We start from the raw sequence: 17,562 nt of genomic DNA, 5'->3' as shown, positions 1-17,562 counted from the left end.
GGATTACACTCATGCCTATCGTAAGAGCAAAGCCAACATCACCAGGCCGTCGTTTTGTTGAAAAAGTAGTGCATCCACACCTTTATAAAGGTCGTCCGTTTGCAGCGCTTCTAGAATCAAAAAGCAAGACCGGTGGTCGTAACAATAATGGCCGTATCACTACTCGTCACATCGGCGGTGGTCATAAGCAACATTATCGTATTATCGATTTTAAACGCACTAAAGACAATATCCCAGCTACAGTAGAGCGTATTGAATACGATCCTAACCGTACTGCGCATATTGCTTTACTTAAGTACGCTGACGGCGAACGTCGTTATATTATCGCTGCTAAAAAGCAAGCAGTTGGCGATACTGTAATGTCAGGTGAATTATCACCAATTCGTCCAGGTAACTGTTTACCGCTAAAAAACATACCACTAGGTACTGTGATCCATAATATCGAACTTAAAATCGGTAAAGGCGCACAGATGGCTCGTGCTGCGGGTGCTAGCGTTCAGCTACTAGGTCGTGACGGTATTTATGCAATTCTTCGTTTGCGTTCTGGCGAAACTCGCCGTGTACACGTAAATTGCCGTGCTGTTATCGGTGAAGTTTCTAATACTGAAAACAACTTGAAATCACTTGGTAAAGCCGGTGCTTCACGTTGGAGAGGTATTCGTCCTTCTGTTCGTGGTGTCGCTATGAACCCGGTTGATCACCCACATGGTGGTGGTGAAGGTCGTAACAAAGGTCGCCATCCTACTAGCCCTTGGGGTCAGAAGTCTAAAGGACTTAAAACGCGTCACAATAAGCGTACTGACAACATGATCATCCGCCGTCGCGCCAAGAAGAAATAAAGGAAGAATTTCATGCCTCGTTCATTGAAAAAAGGTCCATTCATAGACGCGCATTTATTTGCTAAAGTTGAAACTGCATTAGAAACCAACTCACGCAAACCAATTAAAACTTGGTCGCGCCGTTCAATGATTCTGCCACAAATGGTTGGCCTAACTTTATCTGTTCACAATGGCCGTACTCATGTACCGGTTATCGTAAGTGAACAGATGGTTGGTCATAAACTAGGTGAATTTGCCCCGACTCGTACATATCGTGGTCACGGCATTGACAAGAAAGCTAAGAGATAAGGTGCTTACCATGGAAGTAACTGCAAAATTACGCGGTGCCGCCATATCGGCACAAAAAGTTAGACTCGTTGCTGATGAAGTTCGTGGCAAATCTATTGAGCGTGCTTTGGATATCCTAACGTATAGCAATAAAAAAGGCGCGGTTTTTGTTAAGAAATGTCTTAACTCTGCCATCGCCAATGCTGAAAACAACAACGGTTTAGATATCGATACTCTTAAAGTATCAACCATCTACGTTGATGAAGGCATTACGCTAAAACGTATCCTACCACGTGCTAAAGGTCGCGCTGATCGTATTAGTAAGCGTACCTGTCACATCACTATAAAGGTAGGGGAATAAGTTATGGGACAAAAAGTACATCCAATCGGAATTCGTCTTGGTGTTGTAAAAAAGCATAACGCAAACTGGTATGCTAGCCCTAAACAATACTCAGAATACCTAATTAACGACATTCAGGTTCGTGAATATCTGCGCAAGAAACTTGATAGTGCTATGATTAGCAAAATCATGATTGAGCGTCCTACTGGTGCTGCTAAGATTACCATCGCCACTGCGCGTCCTGGTATTGTTATCGGTAAGAAAGGCGAAGATATTGAAAGACTTCAAAAAGAATTGACCAAAATTATGGGCGTACCTGCTCAGGTCAACATTGAAGAAATCACCTCGCCTGATCTTGATGCTCATTTAGTAGCGGAAGGCATCGCAAGTCAGCTTGAGCGTCGTGTTATGTTCCGCCGTGCTATGAAGCGTGCGGTACAGAACAGCATGCGTTCTGGTGCTAAAGGTATTAAAGTTGAGCTGTCTGGCCGTCTTGGCGGTGCTGAGATTGCTCGTACTGAATGGTACCGTGAAGGTCGTGTGCCACTGCATACACTACGCGCTGATATCGACTATTCGTCAGTACGTGCGGAAACCACTTACGGCACCATCGGTGTAAAAGTTTGGATCTTCCGTGGCGAAATCCTTGACGGTATGAACAGTGTATACAATCCCGTTAAAGAAGAGCAGACTCGTGCGCCAAAACGCCGTGGTCGTGGAAACGGAAACCGTCGAAACACAGACAGAGGTTAAACTATGTTACAGCCAAAACGTACCAAGTTTCGTAAAATGCACAAAGGTCGTAACACTGGGCTAGCTCATCGTGGAAGCACCGTTGCATTCGGACAAATTGGTCTAAAATCTTTGACTCGTGGTCGTATGACTGCCCGTCAAATTGAAGCAGCACGCCGTACCATCACTCGTAAAATTAAGCGTGGCGGTAAGATTTGGATTCGCGTTTTCCCAGACAAACCAATTACCAATAAACCATTAGAAGTACGTATGGGTAAAGGTAAAGGTCCTGTAGAATATTGGGTATGCGAAATCAAACCTGGTAAAATACTATATGAACTTGAAGGGATTTCAGAAGAGCTTGCTCGCGAAGCGTTAACGCTTGCTGCAGCTAAACTGCCCTTTAAAACTACCATTGTTAAGCGGACGATAATGTAATGAAGATCAGTGAATTACGTGATAAATCATTAGAAGAACTGACCCAGTTACTTGATGAAAAGCAACTTGATGCTTTCCGTATTCGTATGGCTAAAGCAACTGGTCAGTTGGGGAATACCCATGAAGTACGTGTCAATCGTCGTGCGATTGCTCAGCTTCAGACTTTGATTAACGAGAAACAACGAGGCGACTCATGAGCGATAACAATCAAGCAACGACCAATGCTAGTGTTCTGACAGGACGAGTTGTCAGTGACAAGATGGACAAGTCCATCACGGTTTTGATTGAGCGTCTGGTTCGTCATCCTTTATATGGCAAGCAGCTTCGTCGTTCTACTAAAATCAAAGCACATGATGAGAATAATGTTTGCCAACAAGGCGATCTTGTCCGCATCAAAGAAACGCGTCCAATCTCAAAAACCAAGTCTTGGACTTTGGTTGATGTGGTTGAAAAAGTAGAAAAAATCTAAGTAAATTGCATTAAAAGCCAGAAGCTGTTAAAATAGCTGCCTTTTTAAGGATACTGATTGCGCCGAGCGTATATCACTCACATTAAGAGTAGCAGCGGTTATTAATATTAAAATGCCGACTACTCATACTGTGCTAGCGGCAGCAACTGGTTTTTATTGCTCATACGTGTGGAGTAACGCTATGATTCAGGTTGAATCTATGCTGGAAGTTGCAGATAATAGCGGTGCAAGACGAGTTCAGTGCATTAAAGTACTGGGTGGCTCTCATCGTCGTTATGCATCAGTTGGCGACATTATTAAAGTAACGGTTAAAGAAGCCATTCCTCGCGGTCGTGTTAAAAAAGGCGACGTGATGAATGCGGTAGTTGTACGTACCAAAAAAGGCGTTCGTCGTCCTGATGGTTCGGTATTACGTTTTGACGACAATGCTGCGGTATTGTTGAACCAAAACAAAGCGCCGATTGCAACTCGTATTTTTGGACCGGTAACTCGTGAACTACGTGGTGATCAGTTTATGAAAATTGTATCACTAGCACCAGAAGTATTGTGAGGTAATCCATGTCAAAATTACGTAAAGGCGATACAGTTATCGTGATTGCTGGGAAAGACAAAGGCAAGCAAGGTACTGTACAAGCTGTAAAAAACGATCGTATTAAAGTTGAAGGCATTAACATTGTCACTAAACATCAGAAGCCAAATCAGGCAACTGGCGTTGAAGGCGGCATTCTTAAGCAAGAAGCTTTTCTGCATATCTCAAATGTCGCAATCTTAAATGCGCAAACCCAAAAAGCTGATCGTATTACTTATCAGTTCGGCGAAGACGGCAAGAAACAACGCCTGTATCGTTCGAACGGTGAAGTAGTGGCGACTGCGTAAGACACTAAGGGTGTAATGGTAATGGCAAGATTAAAATCTTTATATAACGAAGAATTAAAACAGCAAATCAAAGAAGAACTTGGTTTGGCGAATGTGATGCAAGTGCCAAAAATCACTAAAATCACACTAAATATGGGTGTAGGCGGCGCGTCTCAAGACAAGAAATTGCTTGAAGGTGCTGTGGCTGATATGACTGCTATTGCTGGTCAAAAACCTGTAGTCACCAAAGCGCGTAAATCAGTTGCTGGCTTTAAAATTCGTGAAGAATGGCCAATTGGCTGTAAAGTAACGCTACGCGGTGAGCAAATGTACGAATTTTTAGATCGTCTCATTGCCATTGCAATTCCTCGTATTCGTGATTTCCGTGGTTTTTCTCCTAAAGCCTTTGACGGACGTGGTAACTACTCATTGGGTATCAAAGAACAAATCGTATTCCCAGAAGTAGACTTTGACAAGATTGATCGTATCCGTGGTATGGATGTGACAATTACTACGTCAGCTCAATCTGATGAAGAAGGTCGTGCGTTGCTTAAAGCTTTCGGCTTCCCATTTAAATAAGGTAAAGACGTTATGGCAAAGAAGAGCATGATTAACCGCGAATTAAAGCGCGAAAAAATGGTTGCTAAGTACGCTGATAAGCGTATCAAGCTAAAAGAAACTATCAGTGATATGACTGCAAGTGACGAAACTCGTATGGAAGCGATGCTAGAGCTACAAGCTTTACCACGTAACGCATCACCAGTACGTCTGCGCAATCGTTGTGCTATCACGGGTCGTCCTCACGGTTACTTCCGCAAGTTTGGCTTATCACGCAATATGCTGCGTGAGCGTGTCATGCAAGGCGATGTGCCTGGTGTTCGTAAAGCAAGCTGGTAAGGGGTAACTATATGAGTATGCAAGATACCGTTGGGGATATGCTAACCCGTATTCGTAACGCACAAATGGCTAATAAAGTATCGGTAGCAATGCCGAACTCTAAGCTACGCAAATCAATCGCTGATTTGTTGGTTAACGAAGGTTATGTTGCTAGCGCTGTTGTTACTGAAGAAAACAACAACAAAGCAACTTTAACCATCGTATTAAAATACTTCGAAGGCAAAGCTGTCATCGAAACGATTCAACGTTTTAGCCGTCCTGGTTTACGCCAGCATCGCGGTAAAGACGCTATCCCTACTGTTAAGCAAGGTATGGGTGTTGCTATTGTATCAACTAGCCAAGGCATCATGACTGATCGTGCTGCACGCGCTGCTGGTATCGGTGGTGAAGTCGTCGCATTTGTAGCGTAAGCTACACGACGATAAAGTCTATTTGACGCTGTTAGGCTTCTTTCAATGTGGTAATGATAAATTATTTAACATTGTTAGGTGTCTAACGCGGTCAACTATGCTAAACTAACACGCTTTTTAGCCTGTTAGTTTTTTCGCTAATATAAAGAAGTTAATTTTCTAAGGAATATTCCTATGTCTCGTGTGGCTAAAGCCCCAGTGACGCTGCCAAACGGTGTAAGCGTTACTTTGAACGATCGGCAGGTCGAAGTTAAAGGCAAGAACGGCAATATGTCTTTACGCCTGCATGAATTGGTCGAGCTGAAACAGGAAGATGATGCAATCATTTTCTCACCTACAGTCGATTCAAAAGAAGCGATGATGCATACTGGCACCATGCGCTCTTTACTAAACAATTTAGTAATAGGCGTTAACGAAGGCTTTGAAAAACGTCTTCAGTTGATTGGTGTTGGTTACCGTGCTCAAGCTGCTGGTAATAAAGTAACGCTAAACGTTGGTTACTCACATCCAGTAGAATATACGTTACCTGAAGGTGTATCAGCTGAAACTCCAACGCAAACTGAAATCGTTTTAAAATCAAACGATAAGCAGCAGCTTGGTCAAGCAGCAGCCGATATCCGCGGTTTCCGCCCACCTGAGCCTTACAAAGGTAAAGGTATTCGTTATAGTGACGAGCATGTGATTCGCAAAGAAGCCAAGAAAAAATAAGGTGAGTTGAAATGTTTGATAAAAAAGCAGCTCGTCTACGTCGAGCTAAGAAAACCCGCGCACATATCCGTTTTTTGGGCGTTCATCGTCTAACGGTTAATCGTACGCCAAGACACATCTATGCCCAGATTATCTCTCCGAACGGTGGTGAAGTGATTGCTCAGGCATCTACCTTAGACAGCAGCTTGCGTTCAGGCGCGACTGGTAACGCTGATGCAGCGACGTCTGTAGGCCAAATGATCGCAGAACGCGCAAAAGCAGCTGGTATTACTAAAGTTGCATTTGACCGTAGTGGTTTTAAATATCATGGTCGAGTAAAAGCTTTAGCTGAAGCTGCTCGCGAAAACGGATTGGAGTTTTAATCATGGCTAGAAATGATAAAAATGATAAAAATGAACAGACTGACGGTCTAGTAGAACGCTTAGTTACCGTTGATCGCGTTGCAAAAGTTGTTAAAGGTGGTCGTATTTTCTCTTTTACTGCACTAACTGTAGTTGGTGATGGTAATGGTCGTGTTGGTTTTGGTCGCGGTAAAGCACGTGAAGTGCCAGCTGCTATTCAAAAAGCACTAGAAGCTGCCAAACGTAATATGATTACTGTTGAGCTAAATGATGCAACTTTGTATCATCCGATCAAAGCACGTCATGGTGCTAGTAAAGTCTATATGCAACCTGCATCTGAAGGTACTGGCGTAATCGCTGGTGGCGCAATGCGTGCTGTATTAGAAGTTGCTGGTGTCAAAGATGTTTTGACTAAATGTTATGGTTCTACCAACACTGCTAACGTTGTTCGTGCAACGTTTAACGGTTTACGTGATATGTCAACTCCAGAAAAGATGGCAGCAAAACGTGGTAAATCTGTAGACGAAATCTTGGGTTAACTTAGACTAGGTGAGTTACGATGAAAAAAATGAAAGTCACTCAATTCAAATCGGGTGCCCATCGCCTCAAGAGCCACAAAGCATGCTTGAAAGGATTGGGTTTACGCCGTATTAATCATTCTGTTGTAGTAGAAGATACTCCTTCAACTCGTGGTATGGTCAATCGCGTTAACTACTTGGTAAAAGTGGAGGAAGCGTAATGGGTCTTAGATTAAATGAATTATCACCAGGTGTTGGCGCAAAGAAAACTGCCCAACGTCGTGGTCGTGGTATCGGTTCAGGCCTTGGTAAAACTGGTGGTCGTGGTGTAAAAGGTCAGAAATCTCGTTCAGGTTCTAGCATACGCTCAGGATTTGAAGGTGGTCAAATGCCTTTATATCGTCGTCTACCAAAATTTGGTTTTACTAGTAAAATGGCTATGACGACTGCTGAAGTTCGTCTGTCTGAACTGAGCCAAATTGAAGGCGATGTCGTTAGTATTGAAACTTTGAAAGCTGCTAACCTTATCCGTCGTGACATGAAGCGTGCGCGCGTTATGTTGTCGGGTGAAGTCACTAAAGCTTATACTTTTAAAGGTATCAAAGTGACTAAAGGCGCTAAGCAAGCAATCGAAGCTGCTGGTGGTAGCATCGAGGAGTAGTAACGTGTCAAAGCAATCAATGTCATCGACTGGTATACCGCTTAATCCTTTTGCCTTTATACGTAAGTATGATGAGCTATGGACGCGTTTGTTATTCTTAATCGGCGCATTGATTGTTTATCGTTTTGGGTCGCATATCCCAGTACCGGGTATCAATCCGGTTAACTTGGCTGATCTGTTTTCGCGCAACGAAAATACCATCCTGAGCATGTTTAATATGTTCTCAGGTGGTGCACTAGAGCGTATGTCCATCATGGCACTTGGTATTATGCCATATATCTCAGCATCGATTATTGTACAGATGATGTCTGCGGTATTGCCATCGCTTGAAGCTCTCAAAAAAGAGGGTGAAGCGGGACGACGTAAGCTAAACAAGTATACCCGTCAAGGGACACTTGCATTAGCTCTAGTACAGTCATTAGGGATGTGTGCTGGCTTAATCAGCCAAAATCTTACTTTATCTTCTGGTCTGACTTTCTATATTCCAGCGGTTACTTCATTGGTAGCTGGTGCTATGTTCTTAATGTGGCTTGGTGAGCAGATTACAGAGCGCGGCGTAGGTAATGGTATCTCAATGCTCATTTTTGCGAGTATTGTGGCTGGTACGCCAGGTATGATTTCGCAGTCTATTGAACAGGTCAACCAAGGTCAAATGAACTTGATTGTCCTCTTTATCTTTGCATTGTTAGGTGTCGCGGTTACTGCGGGTATCGTCTATATTGAACGTGCTCAGCGCCGTGTTCCTGTCAATTATGCGCAAAAACAACAGCAAGGTCGCAAGATTTACGCTCAGCAGCAATCACATTTGCCGTTGAAACTAAATATGGCAGGGGTTATTCCTGCTATTTTTGCTAGCTCATTGCTATTGTTTCCTGCAAGTTTAGGGCAGTGGGTTGGTCAATCGCCTGATCCTACCTTGACGCAAAAGATATTGCAAAATATGGCATTGGTGTTGTCCCCAGGACAGCCGCTGTATCTCGTTCTATTTGGTGCAATGATTATCTTTTTCTGTTACTTCTACACGGCATTGGTATTTAGTCCGCGTGAAGTGGCTGAAAACCTTAAACGTAGTGGTGCGTATATCCCAGGTATTCGCCCAGGACAACAAACTCAGCGTTACCTCGATCATGTATTAAACCGATTGACCTTCATTGGCGCGATATATATGACGGTTATTTGTTTAATGCCAATGGTCGTGCAGTCATCGTTTGGTGTGCCGTTTCAACTTGGTGGTACGTCGTTACTGATTATGGTGGTTGTGGTAATGGACTTCATCTCGCAGATTCAAGCGCATTTGATGACCCATCAATATCATGATCAGACGTTAATTCAATCGCCCACTCAATCTTAAATGAGCGGTACGATATCTCAAAGGAGTATGCTATGAAAGTTCAAGCATCAGTTAAAAAGATTTGTGGTAGCTGTAAAGTTGTGCGCCGTAAAGGCCGTGTACATATCATTTGTACCGCAGAACCTCGCCACAAGCAACGCCAAGGTTAATAATTTAAGCAAGTCAGTTTTAAGTGATTGGTTTGCTTATTAAATTAATACTTGAAAAATGACGGCGGATGCGATATCATCCGCCACTTGCCGTAGTTTATGCAAAATCTTTTATGAAATGATCAATGAATAGATTGGTTTACCAACTCGAAGCAGCGATAATAATTATAAAAGCTTTAGTATTGACAGCAACAAATCTGAAAAATAACACTTTATTTTAATCAATAAGGGTATTTTTCTTTAATGGAGAGAAATCAATGGCTCGTATTGCCGGCGTAAACATTCCGGATAATAAGCATGCTGTTATTTCACTAACTTACATCTTTGGTGTAGGTCGTACCACTGCTCAGAAAATCTTAGAAGCAGTTGGCATTGCCCCTAGTACTAAAGTCAGTCAGTTAGATGATACACAGTTAGATGCTATCCGTGCACAAGTTGCAGAATACATGACTGAAGGTGATCTTCGTCGTGAAGTGTCAATGAATATCAAGCGCTTGGTTGATCTTGGTTGTTACCGTGGCATCCGCCATCGTCGTAACTTACCAGTCAGAGGTCAAAACACCAAGAACAACGCTCGTACTCGTAAGGGTCCGACACGCCCTCTCAAAAGATAATTAACTTAGGAAGCTAAAAGATGGCAAAAGACACTCGCAGTCGCAAAAAGGTGGCTCGTCGTTCAGTATCGGAGGGCATTGCCCATATCCATGCGTCTTTTAATAACACCATTGTTACGATTACCGATCGTCAAGGTAATGCATTGGCTTGGGCCACTTCAGGTGGACAAGGCTTCCGTGGTTCACGTAAATCTACACCATTTGCAGCTCAGGTTGCAGCTGAAGTCGCTGGTAAAGCGGCTCAAGAATATGGTGTTAAGAACATCGATGTTTTGGTCAAAGGACCAGGACCGGGTCGTGAGTCTGCGGTAAGAGCACTAGGTGCATTGGGTTATAAAGTCAACAGCATCTCTGATGTAACCCCAATCCCACACAATGGTTGCCGTGCGCCGAAAAAGCGCCGCGTCTAATATTAAAGACGAAGCTTTTTATAATAGAAGCTTATAGGAGACATAACAATGGCCCGTTATATTGGACCAAAACTCAAATTATCACGTCGTGAAGGCACTGACTTAGGTCTTAAGTCTGGTGTTAAACCATACGACGTAAAAACGAAAAAATCGGCTCGTCCACCTGGTCAACATGGTGTTAGCCGTAACAAAAGCTCAGAGTACTCTCTACAGTTACGTGAAAAACAAAAAGTTAAGCGTATCTACGGTGTATTAGAGCGTCAGTTTGCAAACTACTACAAAGAAGCTGCTCGTAAGCGTGGCGCTACTGGTGAAAACTTGTTAGCAATGCTTGAGAGTCGTCTTGATAACGTAGTATATCGTATGGGCTTTGGCTCTACGCGCGCTGAAGCACGTCAGCTAGTTAGCCATCGTACTGTTATGGTGAAAAAAGCTGGCCGTGATGAGTTTATTCGTGTGAATATTCCATCAATTCAGTTGCAAGATGGTGATGTCATCGCTATCCAAGAGAAGTCTCGCGAGCAATTACGTATTAAAAACGCAATTGAGCTGGCTACCCAACGTGGTATTCCAGAATGGCTAGATGTTGATCACAGCAAGCTACAGGGCACGTTCAAAAAAGCGCCTGATCGTATTGATCTACCTGCTGAAATCAACGAAAGCTTAATCGTTGAGCTATACTCTAAGTAAGTAACGTACTGCTCGATGCTGTTCACATGGCATTGAGCAATTAACGTTAATTAAACCAGTTTAATAAATCGAGGTGACATCATGATGCTAAATGCAACTGAGTTTCTAACGCCGAACGCCATCAACGTGGATACGGTTAATGAAACGATTGCGAAAGTCACGCTCGAACCGTTAGAACGCGGCTTTGGGCATACCTTGGGTAATGCCTTACGTCGCATCTTGTTATCTTCATTACCTGGTGCTGCAGTCATTGAAGCTGAGATTGATGGTGTTGACCATGAATACTCAACGCTTGAAGGACTACAAGAAGATGTGCTTGATTTGCTTTTGAACTTAAAAGGCTTAGCAATCACCCTTCATGACCAAAATGAAGTATTTTTGACCTTGGATAAACAAGGTCCAGGCACTATTACTGCTGCAGACATCACGTTACCGCACAATGTGGACATCATCAATCCAGAATTGGTATTGGGTACATTGAGTGATCGTGGTCATCTAAAGATGCGTTTGCGCGTAGTAATGGGTCGTGGATATGAGCCAGCAAACCAGCGCCGTGAAGATGGTGATACTAAAGCGATTGGACGCTTAAAACTTGATGCAAGTTTTAGTCCTGTGCTTCGTGTTGCTTATCAGGTTGAGAACGCACGTGTAGAACAACGTACCGATCTTGATCGTCTTATCATTGAGCTTGAAACAAATGGCACTATAGATCCAGAAGAAGCAATTCGTAAAGCAGCCACTATATTACAACAACAGATTTCTATCTTTGTTGACCTAGAAGCTGAAGAAGCGCCTGAGCCTGTGAAAGAAAAAGAAGAGGTTGATCCGGTGCTATTACGCCCTGTGGACGATCTTGAACTAACGGTTCGCTCAGCCAACTGCTTAAAAGCTGAAAACATTTACTATATCGGTGATTTGGTACAGCGTTCAGAGACTGAACTTCTAAAAACCCCAAATCTTGGTAAGAAATCATTGACAGAAATCAAAGACGTACTAGCGTCTAAAGATTTGGAGCTTGGTATGCGCCTAGATAACTGGCCACCAGCTGATTTACGTGTTGATGATCGCTTTTCTTATCGTAGCCGTTAAACTTTAAGGATTTTTGACTATGCGCCATCGTAAGAGTGGAGTCAAGCTGGGTCGTACCGGCAGTCATCGTAAGGCAATGTTTCAGAACATGACCAACTCATTATTTGAGCATGAACTGATCAAAACAACTTTACCAAAAGCAAAAGAGTTACGTCGCGTTGCTGAGCCATTGATCACTATGGCTAAAGAAGACAGCGTTGCTAACCGTCGCTTGGCATTTAGCCGTATGCGTAGCAAAGCTATGGTAGGCAAATTATTTGGTACTCTTGGTCCTCGTTACCAAGCTCGTCCAGGTGGTTATTTGCGTATCGTAAAATGTGGTTACCGTGATGGTGACAATGCGCCTATGGCTTATGTAGAATTGGTTGATCGCGACTAATTTTACAATAACCAAAATATGTACATAAAAAAGCTCCAATTCAATTGGAGCTTTTTTTCGTTTAAATTTTTGTATGATCGTTAGGGAAGTGCATATTTACTCAATTGCAGTAAATATCTATCTACAGCAATGAGTTCACATCAGCAGCACCTTGCCGAATGATTTCTGGCTGGCTACTGGTCATATCGACGATGGTCGTGAGTTTGGTGGTTTTAATGCCAGCATTAATGAGCCCATCTATCTTATTGCCTAATAATTCTTCGATCTCGAAAGGGTCATCTAATATATCATCACGATTCGGTAGTATTAATGAGCTGGTCAAAATAGGTTCATCCATCGCTTCTAATAAAGCTTGGGCAATAGCATTACTTGGAACACGAATACCAATGGTTTTTTTCTTTGCATGTGCCAGCTTCTTAGGGACATCTTTAGTCGCGTTTAAAATAAAGGTAATCGGTGCTGGTGTATGCGCTTTGAGCTGTTTAAATTGGACATTGTCTACTGCAGCATAATTCGCAATCTCACTTAGATCACGGCAAAGTAGGGTGAATTGATGTTTATCATCAAGTGCGCGTATTTGTTTTAGTTTCTCCAAGGCATCTTTTGCGCCCAAGCGACAGCCGAAAGCGTAACTGGTATCAGTCGGATAAATAATCAATTGATCTTTACGTAATAAATCTGCTACTTGCTCAATCAGCCGTGGCTGTGGATTTTCTGGATGAATATAAAATACTTGCATAATAATTCCTTATTTTATAATTATTAGAATTTGATTGATGAACTTTGCTTTTTGTACTAAAGATTAAAATACGGCTTTATCAAGTAGTATAGCGTAAAGTAAATATAAGTTTATGGGCAAGGCGTTAACGTGAGTATAAAATCGTTAACAATAGCCAGTCGTGTAATGAGTTTTGATGACGATAATAAAAAATCTTACATTGTAGGTTTTAGCTAAGATACGGCGCAGATAGTGAGTAAAGCTTGTAGCAAGGTTTTAGCATCAGATGGTAAGGTATCTGGTTTAGTAATATATGCTTGAACTTGTTGATAAACATCTTGAGCAAAAGTACTACCACTGGTATCAAAATCTGCAGATAAATTATCTTGTGATACTTGAAAAGGTCGTCCACAAGCTAACGTAAACAAACACTCTATAGCTTGTGGCTTAACCTCAACACGTTCAAATGCCTGTTGTTGAGCCGGTGAGCGTCCGTCAGGTGCATACCAGTAGCCAAAGTCAGGTAGTTGTCTACGTCGTTCACCTGCCATACAAAAATGGCTGATTTCATGCAATGCACTAGCAAAAAATCCATGAGCAAACTCAATTCTTGCGGGTTGATTGTTCTGGGCAGGAAAGTATTCGGGCTCGCCAGTGCTACGAACCAAGATAACCTGTTTGCTGATAAATAAATGATTAAATAGATTAATAAGCCAATCAGTCAGTGCTTGCTCAATACCTTCAAACGATAATTCATTTTGAAAATTAAGATCGGTTAAACTGTTTTGAATAAATTCGCATACTTTGATAGGCTCAATGATCTTGATCTCTTTAGCAGAATGAATCAAATAGTTATTAGCCAAATATTGCCACTGTAATGCCAGTTTTTTTAATGAGGAATCTGCCTCAAGATTGATACTGTGTTCAGTAAGATTTGTTTTCTGACTTTGCAATTCATTCAAACGGTGTAATAAATTTTTGGCATCAATAGTAGATAATGAATTGGAAAAATCAGGAGAAAAGGTAGGCGATATCATAAATAAAACTTTAACCAAGTAAAGGATGATAGAGCAGGATGTCCTATCTCTTTAGGTAAACAATGACAAGGAAATTGCCAAAAAATATTAACATACTAGCGCTAGCGCAACAGGGCGCTTTCCGTTAGTATGGCAGGCAATATTATACACCGTTTTTGATCAATGAGGCCGCGTATGTCAAGCACCCAAGATAACAAGCCGTCAGCGCTTCATGCTAGTAAAGTACAAGTGCCTACGTCAACCAGCATGCCTGATAACATCTCTTTAAATAAGTGGGAAGACACTGGCTTTGAATGGGCAGGTGAAGAAGCTCCCAGCTCTTTTGAGCGTCTTGCGACTATTTTAGCTAGCGAGCATGAACAATCAAATATTGTGCTAAATACCACTCTGTATCGTCGCAACAATGTACTGCATTTGGCTTTCACATTGACTGGTGAAGTCTGGCTGACTTGCCAGCGCTGTCTGCAGCCGATTGCTATTGATTTGAGTGATGAGTATGATATTGCGCTTCTTGATAATGAAAGCCAAATACGCCTAGTTAATGAAGAGCAAGATTATTTATTGTTAGACGAAATTGTCACTGAGCAATCGCCAGAGCGACTATTACCATTCAAAAAATTGGTAGAAGATGAAATTTTGCTCAAAACGCCAATGGCGCCAAAGCATGATGACTGTGAAATGAGTGTTGAGCAGTTTGGTGAAATACCTGAAGAAGAAGAAACTGAAAATCCTTTTGCTGCTTTAGCATCTTTGAAAGGTAACTTATAACGCTATAAACGGCATTGATAAAAGATATGTTCTATTATATTTTTGCCAGCTTTATGCAGAAGAGTGAAAAGCAGGGCTTTATTAATCCGTTGAACATGCGTATAATGTCCCGTTTATTGCATTCTAGCAATCTGCCATTGGCAGAGAGAAGCTAACCTTGCAGACTAACTATAGATTTTAGACGTAATCAACACTTTAATACGTGGCAATCTATTTAACTAATGATGCGTAAGACTTAGGTTGTTGTGATTATATAGCCTCTGTCAGTGTCGATTAAAGCTGAATTTCAAGCTTATCCCTTTTAAGTATAGGAGCTATATCATGGCCGTTCAAAAAAGTCGTAAAAGTCGTTCACGTCGTGACATGCGCCGTTCACATCATCGCATGGAAATCGCTGAAATAAGCGTTGATGCTACTACTGGTGAAAAACATCGTCGTCATCACATGACCAAAGATGGTTTTTATCGTGGTCGTCAGTTGTTTAAAGTAAGTCAAGACGCTTAATTTATTGTTATTTGATGGCTGCTAAAGATGATGATGGTTTTTATGACTGTCGATGTTCTTTATCAGGCTATTATTCAGCAATTGGTTTGAGCTAATGAAAGCCAAGTTATTTCGCTATCATATATTATGTGGCTAGATAACTTGGCTTTTTGCTATGGGTTTTTTAGTAATAGTTTTCATTATTAGTTTTTAATACTGTTTATTGACTGTTTATTGACTGTTTATTGACTGTTTATTGACTGTTTATTGACTGTTTATTGACCGCTAGCTGTTGACGGCCGTTTTAACGCATCAGTTATGAAGAATTAGCTATTCTAGCTATCTAGTATAAGTCACATCATAGGATTTATCGAAGCGAGATAAATAATTAACTTTTTAGCAGCTTTGTTAATTACTGATGTCAGTGTATAGTTTCATAAGAGTATGCTGTCTTAAAGGACTAGTGACAGTAACGGCTCTATAAAATTAATATCCTATTATAGTCTTTAACTCTACGATTAGCCCCATTCACGCTAGGGGTGTTTCCAATCAAATAAGGAATATTGGTTATGGGCTCTGTACCCGATATGATAAAAAAACAACCAACCCGTATTGCAATACTGTTTCCTGGGCAAGGCTCACAAGTAGTCGGTATGACAAGCGAGCTTGCTGATACCTATCCTGAAATTCTTGAAACCTTTACTGAAGCAAGTGTGGCATTAGGCGAAGATTTGTGGGCAATCTGTCAAGATGAAGAAAAACTTAATCAAACGCAATATACACAGCCTGCGTTATTGACCGCTAGTATCGCTATTTGGCGCATCTTACAACAAAAAATAAAGGATAAGCCTTGTTACCTAGCTGGTCATTCCCTTGGCGAATATAGCGCCCTTTGCGCAGCTAACGTGCTGTCACTTGCTGATGCCGTGAAACTGGTACATAAGCGTGGTCAATTGATGCAAGACGCTGTAGTGGGTATTGATACGGCTATGGCAGCAGTACTAGGTTTGGAAGATCACCGAGTCGAAAATTTGTGTGAGCAAGCAACTGAGCATGTAGATGATGCGATTGTTGGTGCAGCAAATTTTAATAGCCCAGGGCAAGTTGTGGTTTCTGGTAATGCTGCAGGCGTTAATGCAGTCATTGATAAAGTACAAAATACTGGCAAAAAAGCCATTCCATTAAAGGTAAGTGTGCCGTCACACTGTGCTTTAATGGAGCCGGCCAGTAAAGCGTTGGCAGCAGAACTTGCCGCAATTAAGTTTGATCAAGCAACGATTCCTGTGATTCAAAATCGTCATGCACGTGTTGAAACCAGTGCGGCAGGTATCAAAGAGGCATTAACCGAACAACTAAGTCAGCCAGTACTATGGTCAAAAACCATGCAAGAGCTGGCAGATAAACAAATTAACATTTTAATTGAGTGTGGTAGTGGTAACGTCTTGAGTAATTTGGCGAAGCGTCAAGCGCATCCAATTATGAGCTATCCGACTGACAAGCCCGCTCGTCTAGATAAATTGCTGGAGGTATTATCATGAGCCGTACGATCACATTAGTCACAGGCGCAAGCCGCGGTATCGGCAAAGCCGTCGCCAAACGCTTTGCTAAAGAAGGACATTTCGTCATCGGGACAGCCACCACCGAAAAAGGTGCTGCACAAATTGATGACTATCTAAATGATAGTGGCGGTATTGGTCGTGTTTTAGATGTACGCGATACTGCGCAGATTGACAAGCTATTTGAAGAGATAGAAAGCGTCTATGGTGCTGTTCAAGTATTGGTAAATAATGCTGGTATCACTCAAGATGGCTTATTGATGCGTATGAAAGATGAAGATTGGGACAATGTCATAGATACCAATTTAACCTCTGTTTATCGTATGAGCAAACGTGCTATCCGTGGCATGATGAAAGCACGCCGTGGTCGTATTATCAACATCACCTCTGTGGTTGCCCAAATGGGTAATGCAGGTCAATCTAACTATGCGGCGACTAAAGCTGGCGTCGAAGGTTTTAGCCGTACGCTAGCGCGCGAAATTGGCTCACGTCAAGTTACCATTAATTGTGTGGCGCCAGGTTTGATTGAAACCGATATGACGGACGAGCTTGATGAGCGTTTATTGAACTCAATGTTAGATGCTGTACCTATCAGCCGTCTTGGTCAGCCAGAGGATATCGCTGCTGCTGTACTGTTTTTAGCAAGCGATGAAGCCAGTTATATCACAGGTGCTGTTTTGCCGGTCAATGGCGGCATGTATATGTAGCAGTTTGCTGTCGGATTTTTCCTACATGCGATAGCAATTAGTGCTGAATCCCAAGCGTTACATACTTATAATAAAAAACTGTGTGAACGAGTGTAAACTATAATAAAGGGTGCTATAATGTCGAATACTTTTAAGT

General features: G+C 42.1%; 30 protein-coding genes. 28 read left to right on the top strand and 2 right to left on the bottom strand.

The features are described from left to right. Window positions 1–11: 11 nt before the first annotated feature. From rplB to rplQ, 24 genes are all read left to right on the top strand, one after another. On the top strand, window positions 12–839 hold the full coding sequence (rplB, locus tag JMX89_RS06135) for a 50S ribosomal protein L2 (RefSeq protein ID WP_011512853.1): 828 nt from the start codon (window positions 12–14) through the stop codon (window positions 837–839). A gap of 12 nt (window positions 840–851) precedes the next feature. After that, entirely contained in the window at window positions 852–1,127 is a 276-nt protein-coding gene (gene rpsS / locus JMX89_RS06130) for a 30S ribosomal protein S19 (protein ID WP_011279791.1), read from the top strand. Window positions 1,128–1,137: 10 nt separating this feature from the next. After that, the gene (rplV, locus tag JMX89_RS06125; RefSeq protein WP_010196689.1) at window positions 1,138–1,467 is read left to right on the top strand and encodes a 50S ribosomal protein L22; all 330 of its coding nucleotides are present in this window, start codon (window positions 1,138–1,140) and stop codon (window positions 1,465–1,467) included. Window positions 1,468–1,470: 3 nt separating this feature from the next. Then, entirely contained in the window at window positions 1,471–2,199 is a 729-nt protein-coding gene (rpsC, locus tag JMX89_RS06120; protein ID WP_011512854.1) for a 30S ribosomal protein S3, read from the top strand. A 3-nt stretch (window positions 2,200–2,202) separates the two neighbouring features. Beyond that, a complete protein-coding gene (rplP, locus tag JMX89_RS06115) occupies window positions 2,203–2,616 on the top strand; it encodes a 50S ribosomal protein L16 (RefSeq protein WP_011512855.1) in 414 nt (137 codons plus the stop codon). Next, entirely contained in the window at window positions 2,616–2,813 is a 198-nt protein-coding gene (gene rpmC, locus JMX89_RS06110) for a 50S ribosomal protein L29 (protein ID WP_011279794.1), read from the top strand. Before rplP ends, rpmC begins: the two co-directional genes overlap by 1 nt. Then, window positions 2,810–3,085: a 30S ribosomal protein S17 gene (gene rpsQ, locus JMX89_RS06105; protein WP_011512856.1), complete on the top strand. Its 276-nt coding sequence runs from the start codon at window positions 2,810–2,812 to the stop codon at window positions 3,083–3,085. Before rpmC ends, rpsQ begins: the two co-directional genes overlap by 4 nt. Before the next feature lie 181 nt (window positions 3,086–3,266). Then, window positions 3,267–3,635, top strand: coding sequence for a 50S ribosomal protein L14 (rplN, locus tag JMX89_RS06100; RefSeq protein WP_010196702.1), 369 nt, complete (start codon window positions 3,267–3,269; stop codon window positions 3,633–3,635). 8 nt (window positions 3,636–3,643) lie between these two features. Beyond that, complete coding sequence (gene rplX / locus JMX89_RS06095; protein WP_011512857.1) at window positions 3,644–3,961, top strand: 50S ribosomal protein L24; 318 nt, start codon at window positions 3,644–3,646, stop codon at window positions 3,959–3,961. A gap of 21 nt (window positions 3,962–3,982) precedes the next feature. After that, window positions 3,983–4,519, top strand: a complete 537-nt coding sequence (gene rplE, locus JMX89_RS06090; RefSeq protein WP_011512858.1) for a 50S ribosomal protein L5 — start codon at window positions 3,983–3,985, stop codon at window positions 4,517–4,519. A 12-nt stretch (window positions 4,520–4,531) separates the two neighbouring features. After that, window positions 4,532–4,837 (top strand): 30S ribosomal protein S14, encoded by a 306-nt coding sequence (rpsN, locus tag JMX89_RS06085; protein WP_011279798.1) that lies wholly within the window; start codon window positions 4,532–4,534, stop codon window positions 4,835–4,837. Between the two features lie 11 nt (window positions 4,838–4,848). Beyond that, on the top strand, window positions 4,849–5,247 hold the full coding sequence (rpsH, locus tag JMX89_RS06080; RefSeq protein WP_011512859.1) for a 30S ribosomal protein S8: 399 nt from the start codon (window positions 4,849–4,851) through the stop codon (window positions 5,245–5,247). A 174-nt stretch (window positions 5,248–5,421) separates the two neighbouring features. Then, window positions 5,422–5,955 carry a 50S ribosomal protein L6 gene (rplF, locus tag JMX89_RS06075; RefSeq protein WP_011512860.1) on the top strand — a complete coding sequence of 178 codons (534 nt, stop codon included), beginning with the start codon at window positions 5,422–5,424 and terminating at the stop codon, window positions 5,953–5,955. A gap of 11 nt (window positions 5,956–5,966) precedes the next feature. Next, window positions 5,967–6,317: a 50S ribosomal protein L18 gene (gene rplR / locus JMX89_RS06070; RefSeq protein WP_011279801.1), complete on the top strand. Its 351-nt coding sequence runs from the start codon at window positions 5,967–5,969 to the stop codon at window positions 6,315–6,317. Window positions 6,318–6,319: 2 nt separating this feature from the next. Then, the gene (rpsE, locus tag JMX89_RS06065; protein ID WP_010196711.1) at window positions 6,320–6,835 is read left to right on the top strand and encodes a 30S ribosomal protein S5; all 516 of its coding nucleotides are present in this window, start codon (window positions 6,320–6,322) and stop codon (window positions 6,833–6,835) included. 20 nt (window positions 6,836–6,855) lie between these two features. Next, on the top strand, window positions 6,856–7,035 hold the full coding sequence (gene rpmD / locus JMX89_RS06060; protein WP_011512861.1) for a 50S ribosomal protein L30: 180 nt from the start codon (window positions 6,856–6,858) through the stop codon (window positions 7,033–7,035). After that, entirely contained in the window at window positions 7,035–7,475 is a 441-nt protein-coding gene (gene rplO / locus JMX89_RS06055; protein WP_011512862.1) for a 50S ribosomal protein L15, read from the top strand. Before rpmD ends, rplO begins: the two co-directional genes overlap by 1 nt. A gap of 19 nt (window positions 7,476–7,494) precedes the next feature. Then, window positions 7,495–8,826 (top strand): preprotein translocase subunit SecY, encoded by a 1,332-nt coding sequence (gene secY / locus JMX89_RS06050; protein WP_201530902.1) that lies wholly within the window; start codon window positions 7,495–7,497, stop codon window positions 8,824–8,826. Window positions 8,827–8,858: 32 nt separating this feature from the next. Next, the gene (gene rpmJ, locus JMX89_RS06045) at window positions 8,859–8,975 is read left to right on the top strand and encodes a 50S ribosomal protein L36 (RefSeq protein WP_010196721.1); all 117 of its coding nucleotides are present in this window, start codon (window positions 8,859–8,861) and stop codon (window positions 8,973–8,975) included. A 257-nt stretch (window positions 8,976–9,232) separates the two neighbouring features. Further along, entirely contained in the window at window positions 9,233–9,589 is a 357-nt protein-coding gene (gene rpsM, locus JMX89_RS06040) for a 30S ribosomal protein S13 (RefSeq protein WP_011512864.1), read from the top strand. Window positions 9,590–9,609: 20 nt separating this feature from the next. Next, window positions 9,610–9,999, top strand: coding sequence for a 30S ribosomal protein S11 (gene rpsK / locus JMX89_RS06035; protein ID WP_010196728.1), 390 nt, complete (start codon window positions 9,610–9,612; stop codon window positions 9,997–9,999). Between the two features lie 48 nt (window positions 10,000–10,047). After that, a complete protein-coding gene (gene rpsD / locus JMX89_RS06030) occupies window positions 10,048–10,689 on the top strand; it encodes a 30S ribosomal protein S4 (RefSeq protein ID WP_011512865.1) in 642 nt (213 codons plus the stop codon). Window positions 10,690–10,770: 81 nt separating this feature from the next. After that, a complete protein-coding gene (locus JMX89_RS06025) occupies window positions 10,771–11,778 on the top strand; it encodes a DNA-directed RNA polymerase subunit alpha (RefSeq protein ID WP_011279808.1) in 1,008 nt (335 codons plus the stop codon). A gap of 19 nt (window positions 11,779–11,797) precedes the next feature. Next, window positions 11,798–12,157, top strand: coding sequence for a 50S ribosomal protein L17 (gene rplQ, locus JMX89_RS06020; RefSeq protein ID WP_011279809.1), 360 nt, complete (start codon window positions 11,798–11,800; stop codon window positions 12,155–12,157). Window positions 12,158–12,278: 121 nt separating this feature from the next. Here rplQ and JMX89_RS06015 read toward each other — a convergent pair whose 3' ends face one another. Together JMX89_RS06015 and JMX89_RS06010 are read right to left on the bottom strand one after the other, a co-directional pair. Continuing rightward, complete coding sequence (locus JMX89_RS06015; protein WP_201530694.1) at window positions 12,279–12,896, bottom strand: L-threonylcarbamoyladenylate synthase; 618 nt, start codon at window positions 12,894–12,896, stop codon at window positions 12,279–12,281. A 212-nt stretch (window positions 12,897–13,108) separates the two neighbouring features. Then, window positions 13,109–13,912 (bottom strand): elongation factor P hydroxylase, encoded by an 804-nt coding sequence (locus JMX89_RS06010; RefSeq protein WP_201530693.1) that lies wholly within the window; start codon window positions 13,910–13,912, stop codon window positions 13,109–13,111. Between the two features lie 174 nt (window positions 13,913–14,086). Here JMX89_RS06010 and JMX89_RS06005 point away from each other — a divergent pair, with 174 nt between their 5' ends. The 4 genes from JMX89_RS06005 to fabG all read left to right on the top strand — a co-directional run bounded on the left by JMX89_RS06005 (window position 14,087) and on the right by fabG (window position 17,426). Then, window positions 14,087–14,680, top strand: coding sequence for a YceD family protein (locus JMX89_RS06005; protein WP_201530692.1), 594 nt, complete (start codon window positions 14,087–14,089; stop codon window positions 14,678–14,680). A 321-nt stretch (window positions 14,681–15,001) separates the two neighbouring features. Then, complete coding sequence (gene rpmF, locus JMX89_RS06000) at window positions 15,002–15,184, top strand: 50S ribosomal protein L32 (protein ID WP_011512869.1); 183 nt, start codon at window positions 15,002–15,004, stop codon at window positions 15,182–15,184. A 548-nt stretch (window positions 15,185–15,732) separates the two neighbouring features. Next, a complete protein-coding gene (fabD, locus tag JMX89_RS05995) occupies window positions 15,733–16,701 on the top strand; it encodes an ACP S-malonyltransferase (protein ID WP_201530691.1) in 969 nt (322 codons plus the stop codon). Then, the gene (fabG, locus tag JMX89_RS05990; RefSeq protein ID WP_226939375.1) at window positions 16,692–17,426 is read left to right on the top strand and encodes a 3-oxoacyl-ACP reductase FabG; all 735 of its coding nucleotides are present in this window, start codon (window positions 16,692–16,694) and stop codon (window positions 17,424–17,426) included. Before fabD ends, fabG begins: the two co-directional genes overlap by 10 nt. Window positions 17,427–17,562: the final 136 nt, after the last annotated feature.

The sequence above is a fragment of the Psychrobacter sp. DD43 genome, assembly GCF_904846555.1.
GTDB lineage: Bacteria > Pseudomonadota > Gammaproteobacteria > Pseudomonadales > Moraxellaceae > Psychrobacter > Psychrobacter cryohalolentis.
Note: the sequence above shows the minus strand (reverse complement) of the source record. Positions and strands in the feature narration are given on the sequence as shown.

Bases quoted from the DNA above. Each gene is read 5' to 3' on its own strand.
- rpmF (WP_011512869.1), top strand. From the start codon at position 15,002: ATGGCCGTTCAAAAAAGTCGTAAAAGTCGTTCACGTCGTGACATGCGC.
- rpsE (WP_010196711.1), top strand. From the start codon at position 6,320: ATGGCTAGAAATGATAAAAATGATAAAAATGAACAGACTGACGGTCTA.
- rpmD (WP_011512861.1), top strand. From the start codon at position 6,856: ATGAAAAAAATGAAAGTCACTCAATTCAAATCGGGTGCCCATCGCCTC.
- rpsS (WP_011279791.1), top strand. From the start codon at position 852: ATGCCTCGTTCATTGAAAAAAGGTCCATTCATAGACGCGCATTTATTT.
- JMX89_RS06025 (WP_011279808.1), top strand. From the start codon at position 10,771: ATGATGCTAAATGCAACTGAGTTTCTAACGCCGAACGCCATCAACGTG.
- rpsQ (WP_011512856.1), top strand. From the start codon at position 2,810: ATGAGCGATAACAATCAAGCAACGACCAATGCTAGTGTTCTGACAGGA.
- rpsC (WP_011512854.1), top strand. From the start codon at position 1,471: ATGGGACAAAAAGTACATCCAATCGGAATTCGTCTTGGTGTTGTAAAA.
- JMX89_RS06010 (WP_201530693.1), bottom strand. From the start codon at position 13,912: ATGATATCGCCTACCTTTTCTCCTGATTTTTCCAATTCATTATCTACT.
- fabD (WP_201530691.1), top strand. From the start codon at position 15,733: ATGGGCTCTGTACCCGATATGATAAAAAAACAACCAACCCGTATTGCA.
- rpsH (WP_011512859.1), top strand. From the start codon at position 4,849: ATGAGTATGCAAGATACCGTTGGGGATATGCTAACCCGTATTCGTAAC.
- rplR (WP_011279801.1), top strand. From the start codon at position 5,967: ATGTTTGATAAAAAAGCAGCTCGTCTACGTCGAGCTAAGAAAACCCGC.
- rplQ (WP_011279809.1), top strand. From the start codon at position 11,798: ATGCGCCATCGTAAGAGTGGAGTCAAGCTGGGTCGTACCGGCAGTCAT.
- rplB (WP_011512853.1), top strand. From the start codon at position 12: ATGCCTATCGTAAGAGCAAAGCCAACATCACCAGGCCGTCGTTTTGTT.
- rplP (WP_011512855.1), top strand. From the start codon at position 2,203: ATGTTACAGCCAAAACGTACCAAGTTTCGTAAAATGCACAAAGGTCGT.
- rplX (WP_011512857.1), top strand. From the start codon at position 3,644: ATGTCAAAATTACGTAAAGGCGATACAGTTATCGTGATTGCTGGGAAA.
- rplE (WP_011512858.1), top strand. From the start codon at position 3,983: ATGGCAAGATTAAAATCTTTATATAACGAAGAATTAAAACAGCAAATC.
- rplN (WP_010196702.1), top strand. From the start codon at position 3,267: ATGATTCAGGTTGAATCTATGCTGGAAGTTGCAGATAATAGCGGTGCA.
- secY (WP_201530902.1), top strand. From the start codon at position 7,495: ATGTCATCGACTGGTATACCGCTTAATCCTTTTGCCTTTATACGTAAG.
- rplV (WP_010196689.1), top strand. From the start codon at position 1,138: ATGGAAGTAACTGCAAAATTACGCGGTGCCGCCATATCGGCACAAAAA.
- JMX89_RS06015 (WP_201530694.1), bottom strand. From the start codon at position 12,896: ATGCAAGTATTTTATATTCATCCAGAAAATCCACAGCCACGGCTGATT.
- rpsM (WP_011512864.1), top strand. From the start codon at position 9,233: ATGGCTCGTATTGCCGGCGTAAACATTCCGGATAATAAGCATGCTGTT.
- rplF (WP_011512860.1), top strand. From the start codon at position 5,422: ATGTCTCGTGTGGCTAAAGCCCCAGTGACGCTGCCAAACGGTGTAAGC.
- rpmC (WP_011279794.1), top strand. From the start codon at position 2,616: ATGAAGATCAGTGAATTACGTGATAAATCATTAGAAGAACTGACCCAG.
- rpsN (WP_011279798.1), top strand. From the start codon at position 4,532: ATGGCAAAGAAGAGCATGATTAACCGCGAATTAAAGCGCGAAAAAATG.
- rpmJ (WP_010196721.1), top strand. From the start codon at position 8,859: ATGAAAGTTCAAGCATCAGTTAAAAAGATTTGTGGTAGCTGTAAAGTT.
- rplO (WP_011512862.1), top strand. From the start codon at position 7,035: ATGGGTCTTAGATTAAATGAATTATCACCAGGTGTTGGCGCAAAGAAA.
- JMX89_RS06005 (WP_201530692.1), top strand. From the start codon at position 14,087: ATGTCAAGCACCCAAGATAACAAGCCGTCAGCGCTTCATGCTAGTAAA.
- rpsK (WP_010196728.1), top strand. From the start codon at position 9,610: ATGGCAAAAGACACTCGCAGTCGCAAAAAGGTGGCTCGTCGTTCAGTA.
- rpsD (WP_011512865.1), top strand. From the start codon at position 10,048: ATGGCCCGTTATATTGGACCAAAACTCAAATTATCACGTCGTGAAGGC.